This is a genomic window from Paracoccus sp. (in: a-proteobacteria) (assembly GCF_047973135.1).
Taxonomy (GTDB): Bacteria; Pseudomonadota; Alphaproteobacteria; order Rhodobacterales; family Rhodobacteraceae; genus Paracoccus.
The window spans coordinates 1-5,342 of record NZ_JBKEBL010000026.1; the positions used below are offsets into that span (position 1 = coordinate 1).

Consider the following 5,342-nt stretch of genomic DNA (forward strand, 5'->3'; position numbering starts at 1 on the left):
GGCCTCGACGATATACAGGCCCAGCCCGCCCAAGCGCCGCTGGCCTAGCACTACTTTGGCAGATTTCTCCCGGGGCGCTCTTGGATGAGCTTTTCACAATGAGGGCAGCGTCCTGGTGGCGATCTCGCGAAGGCGTCGAGGATGGCATGCCTGACGGCTGGCATGGGTGGTTGCAGGGGCGCGCCGGGGATTCTTTTTTTCCCGTCCCGCGGCCTTGAGGCGGCGGGATTGCAGGAAGGCGTAGGCGATCATTGTCATCAGCGCGTGTCGATGAAGGCCGGTCCAGGATCGTCCCTCGAAATGGTCGAGGCCAAGCTCCTCCTTGAGCTGCTGATGCGCCTGTTCGCAAATCCATCTGGCCTTGATGGCAGCGGCGAGGGCCTTGAGGGGCGTATCGGCGGGCAGGGTCGAGGTGTAGTATTTCTGCTCGCCGGTTGCCCGGCGTTCACCGATCAGCCAGACCTCCTCGTCGCCGGGCATGGCCTGCACGCGGCCCTCCGCCATGCGGTGTCGGTGGCCATCGGCGATGCGGACGCGGGTCGCGGCGCATTGGCAGGCCAGCCGGCCTTTGGTCCCGCGCCGCCAACTGACCTTCCGCCATTTTTCGCCCGCCAGCATCTGCTGAGCGGAACCGGCCACGCGATCCGGCAGGTGATATTTGCGCTGTCGGCCGCGTCCGGCCTCGGGAAAGACCAACCCGACATCCGCCGGATAGACGTTCTGGCGCCGTGACAGACCGACTGCCCAGGTCAGTCCACGCGTGCTCAGCGCGTGGCGGAAAGGCCCGCTCGACCCATAGCCCGCATCGGCCAGCACACAGCCGAAGCGGACACCCGCAGCCCTCACCCGGTCGATCTCGGCGATGGCAATCTCGGGTTTGCTCAAGGCGACCTGCCGATCCTCCGGCACTCGGGCCCGGGCCATGCGCTCGGGATCGCTGGTCCAGGTCTCGGGCAGGAACAGCCGCAACCCCACCATCACCGGAACCTCCGCTGAGGCCAGCGTCACCGAGACCAGCGACTGGCAATTCGCGGTCTTTCCCAGCGAGGACGCATATTGCGGCGCCACCCCGACCGAGTGATCCCCTTTCTTCGGCAGACCGTTCGCCGGGCGAATGATTCACTGGATCATTCGCTTGCCCGGCTCACCATCGATGACCAGAAAGGCCGCCTCGCCGCCAACCAGCCTGTCGGCCTCGGACAGAAGTGCCGCCTCCAGCGGCGCGCTATCCCAGACCCCGTCGGCGATGAAATGATGCAGCTGGTCATAGCTGACCGCCCCGTTCCGCGCCGCCATCGGCTGCACGCTCTTGCGGTCGCCCGGGCCGATCAGTCCCGCGACACAGGCCGGACACATCCGCCCCCGAGTCTTGTGCCCGAGCGCCGCAACGAACGGTGCAAGCCAACCCTCCAGATCGTCCCGCCAGGTTCCCATAAACCGCCAGCCTCCCTCAATGCTGGCGCCCTATGAATCATCCAAAACGTCCCACGTGAATCCGGTGAATATCAGATCAACAGAAATCCGCCAAAGTAGTGTTAGACAACTCCATCAGAACCAACTGCCACGCTCGGAATAACGCAGATCGCGGATAAGGCAGGACAAGCGTGCCTTGCGGTCTTCATGCACCGGCCTTGCCCTCCAGCCCAAGCTCGGCATGGACGAGGTTCAGCCAATAGGTGACGCCGATCGGGATCAGTTCGTCGTTGAAGTCGTATTTCGGTGTGTGGACAAAGGCCGAATCCGGGCCGTCGCCATTTCCGATCATCACATAGGCGCCGGGAACCTTTTCCAGCATGAAGGCGAAATCCTCGCTGGCGCCCTGTGGTCTGGCGCCGGCATCCACATTGGCCTCGCCCACCGTGGCCGCCGCTGCGCGCGCGGCCAGTTCCACGCGGCCCGCCTCGTTCACCAGCGGCGGATAGCGGCGCGTATAGATCAGTTCGGCCTCGACATCGAAGGGCAGTGTCGCCCCCCTGGCAAGCGCGTCGATCATGTGTTCGACGGTATCGCGGACATCGGGGGCATAGGTGCGGGCAGTGCCCCGGATCGTCACCTCGGAGGGGATGATGTTGGGGCTGTCGTAATCGCCCGCCGCGATATGCCCGACCGAGATCACGGCGCTTTCGACACTGGGCACCCGCCGCGAGATGGCCGAGCCGATCGAGGCGACGAACTGCCCGGCCGGAACGGTCGGATCGGTGCCGCGCTCGGGCATTGCGCCATGTCCGCCGGTGCCGCGAAAGCGGACCTCCCAGGTGTCGCCGGCCGACAGGAAGCCGCCGACGCGCGTCCTGACCTCGCCCAGCGGGCGCTGCGGATCGTTGTGGACGCCATAGACCGCATCGCAAGGGAACAGGTCGAACAGCCCGTCCTCGATCATCACGCGGGCACCGCCCAGCCCTTCTTCCGCCGGTTGAAAGATGAAATGCACGGTGCCGGCGAAATCGGGATCGCCTGCCAGTTTTTCGGCCGCGCCAAGCAGCATTGTCGTGTGACCGTCATGACCGCAGGCATGCATCTTGCCCGGCACGGTCGAGGCATGGGGCAGGCCGGTCTGTTCCGCGATGAACAGCGCATCCATATCGGCGCGCAGCGCGATGGTCCGCTGGCCCTGCCGCCGCCCCCGCAGGGTACCGACCACGCCGGTTTTGCCCAGGCCGCGGTGCACCTCGATCCCCAGCTCGGTCAGACGCGCGGCCACCAGATCGGCGGTGCGCCGTTCCTCGAACGCCGTTTCGGGATGGGCGTGGATATCGCGGCGGATTTGCGTCAGCCGGGCGATGAAATCGCGGTCGGCGCGGATATCGTCAAGCGAAACTGTCTGCATGTCCTTGCCCCTAGTCGCGTTCGGCCAGCGTTTCGCCCATCTTCGCCAGCCCGTGCAGAAAGATTGCGCCGATGAACAGCGGCACCGTGACCGCAACGAAGATCAGCGGCATGTCGAAGGTCTCGGCCTTGGTGCTGAGGCTGCGGGAGATGAAGGATCGCGCAACGCTCATCTTGGGGCCGAAGAAGCAGTACCACAGGATCGGGCCAAGAAAGATCGTCACCGCCGCCGCACGGATCGCGCCGGTCATCAGAACCCGGGCGCGCGCCGCATCCGGGGCGATCTTGATCAGCGCCGGGTCGAACCCGGCCTTGAAGGACACACTGGCTCCGAGCAACCCGACCCAGACCATTGCATAGCGCGCCGCCTCCTCGGTCCAGGCCGGGGGCGAGGAAAACCCGTAACGCGCCAGAACCTGAAGGCAGATCAGCACCACCATCACGACCAGAAAGAAAACGCCGACCACCCGCAGAACGCGGTCTACCGCGTCGCTGGCGCGTGTCAGGGCTTTGGCAATGTGTCTCATGTCCGGCCTCCTGCGGATGGTCTGGCTGTCGGGGTCAGTTCACGAAGGGCGCAAGCAGGTCGATATCGGCCTGATCGGCCATGTCGGGCCAGCTTACCTTGGTCGCCTCGACAAATTTCTCGCGCTCGCCGTCTTTCAGCGGGGTGATCTCAATCCCACCGTCCTGGATGATCTTTTCGAACTCGGGGGCCATCTTTTGTGTCCAGGCGCGGTTGGCGGCGACGCCTGCGGCGACGGCCTCGTCCACCCAGCCCTTTTCCTCATCGCTGAGATAGTCGTACCAGTCCGACGACAGCATCACCACCTTGGGCACGACGCCGGCATCCATCGGGGTGAAGTATTTCAGCAATTCGACCTGACCGGCGGCCACCACGGTCGAGGGAGGGTTGAAATGGCCCACGGCCACGCCGGTCTGCAGCGCGTTCGGCGTTTCCGCCCAGCTGACTACGGTCGGACGCGCCCCCCAGGCCTCCATGTATTTCACCTGATCGCCGTTCTGGGCGCGCAGCCGCATCCCGGCGACATCGGCCATGGTCGTGACCGGCTTTTCATTGTTGAACAGCCCCAGCGAGCCGCCCCGCATGGCGAATCCGGCGATGCGCACGCCAAGATTTTCGGCTTCCTCGTTCATCCTGTCGAACGCTCCCGACTGATCCAACGCGGAATCGAACTGTGCCTCATCCCGAAAGAAGAACGGCAGGAACAGCACCCGCGAAAAATCGCTGGTCTTGAACAGCGTGCCGCCATTGGCGATGTTCACGCTGATCAGCCCCTGCGATGTCTGGTCGAAGCGTTCGCTTTCCTTGCCCATCGAGTTGGCGGGATGAATCACCGTCGTCACGTCATGTCCGGCCAGGCTGTCGGCGAATGCCTTGATGAATACATATTCGGCATCGCGTTCCATATCCTCGGTGCCGGCAAAGGCGACGATCACGTCGTCCATCGCTTGCGCGGCCGACGCAAAAGCCATCGCGCTGACCGATACGGCCAAAAGCAGCTTTTTCATTTTCATTCTCCCAGTCTTGTTTGTTGTCACATCAGGCCCAGCAGGCGCGGCAGCGTCAGCGAGATCGCAGGCACGAAGGCCAGCACGAACAGCAGGATCAATTCGGCGATCAGGAACGGCAGCACCGCGCGGACCAGTTTCCAGTAGCCCAGATCGACCACGGTCGAGAGGATCAGCAGCACGCCCCCCAGGGGCGGCGTCATCAGCCCTACCGTCAGGTTGAAGCAGATCACGATGCCCATATGGACCGGGTCCACCCCCATGGCGATGGCCGGCGGGATCAGCAGCGGTCCCAGCAGCGCGACAGCGGCCTTCACATCCATGAACATGCCGGCGACAATGAAGATCAGGTTCAGGACGAGCATGTAGCCATAGGGGCCCAGCCCGAAGGCGCCGATCAATTCGCCCAGCTTGCGCGGCACCTGCTCGATCGAGGTCAGATAGCCGAAGGTGGCGATCGACACCAGGATCACAAAAACCGCACCTGACAGCATGATCGTCCGCAACAGCGATTCCCACAGGTCATTGCGGCTGATGCGGCCATAGAACTTGCCGACCAGCCAGGCGGCGACCACCGCGACGCCCGCCGCCTCGGCCGGGGTCATCACCCCGAACAGGATGCCCATCATCATGATGACCGGCAGCGACAGCGCCGGCAGCGCGTGAAGGAATGACTGCCCGATAGGCGGAACTTCGGCCCCCTTGCCGCCGGGATGGTCGTCGCGATGCGCGTAATAGGCGTTGATCGCCATCAGCACCGCCGCCAGCAGCAGCCCCGGCACGATCCCCGCCGCGAACAGCGCCACGACCGAAGTGTACAGCAGCGCCCCGTACAAGATCAGGATAATCGAGGGCGGGATGATCGGCCCGATGATCGACGAAGCCGCCGTCACCGCCGAGGCGTATTCGCGCGTATAGCCCTGCTTTTCCATCACCGGCACCAGCGTATTGCCAAGCGCCGCGGCATCGGCGGTGGCCGACCC

Annotated in this window: 4 protein-coding genes and 1 pseudogene; all 5 read right to left on the reverse strand. The window is 64.4% G+C overall.

What is annotated here, in order from left to right; genetic code table 11:
- Nucleotides 1–93: 93 nt before the first annotated feature.
- Nucleotides 94–1,475, reverse strand: a pseudogene (locus ACK5L9_RS01750) (IS701 family transposase).
- Between the two features lie 143 nt (nucleotides 1,476–1,618).
- Complete coding sequence (locus ACK5L9_RS01755; protein ID WP_416909727.1) at nucleotides 1,619–2,827, reverse strand: M20 aminoacylase family protein; 1,209 nt, start codon at nucleotides 2,825–2,827, stop codon at nucleotides 1,619–1,621.
- Between the two features lie 10 nt (nucleotides 2,828–2,837).
- On the reverse strand, nucleotides 2,838–3,353 hold the full coding sequence (locus ACK5L9_RS01760; RefSeq protein WP_416909728.1) for a TRAP transporter small permease: 516 nt from the start codon (nucleotides 3,351–3,353) through the stop codon (nucleotides 2,838–2,840).
- Between the two features lie 34 nt (nucleotides 3,354–3,387).
- Nucleotides 3,388–4,359, reverse strand: a complete 972-nt coding sequence (locus ACK5L9_RS01765; RefSeq protein WP_416909729.1) for a TRAP transporter substrate-binding protein — start codon at nucleotides 4,357–4,359, stop codon at nucleotides 3,388–3,390.
- A 26-nt stretch (nucleotides 4,360–4,385) separates the two neighbouring features.
- On the reverse strand, nucleotides 4,386–5,342 hold a 957-nt coding region (locus ACK5L9_RS01770), incomplete at its 5' end, for a TRAP transporter large permease (protein WP_416909730.1).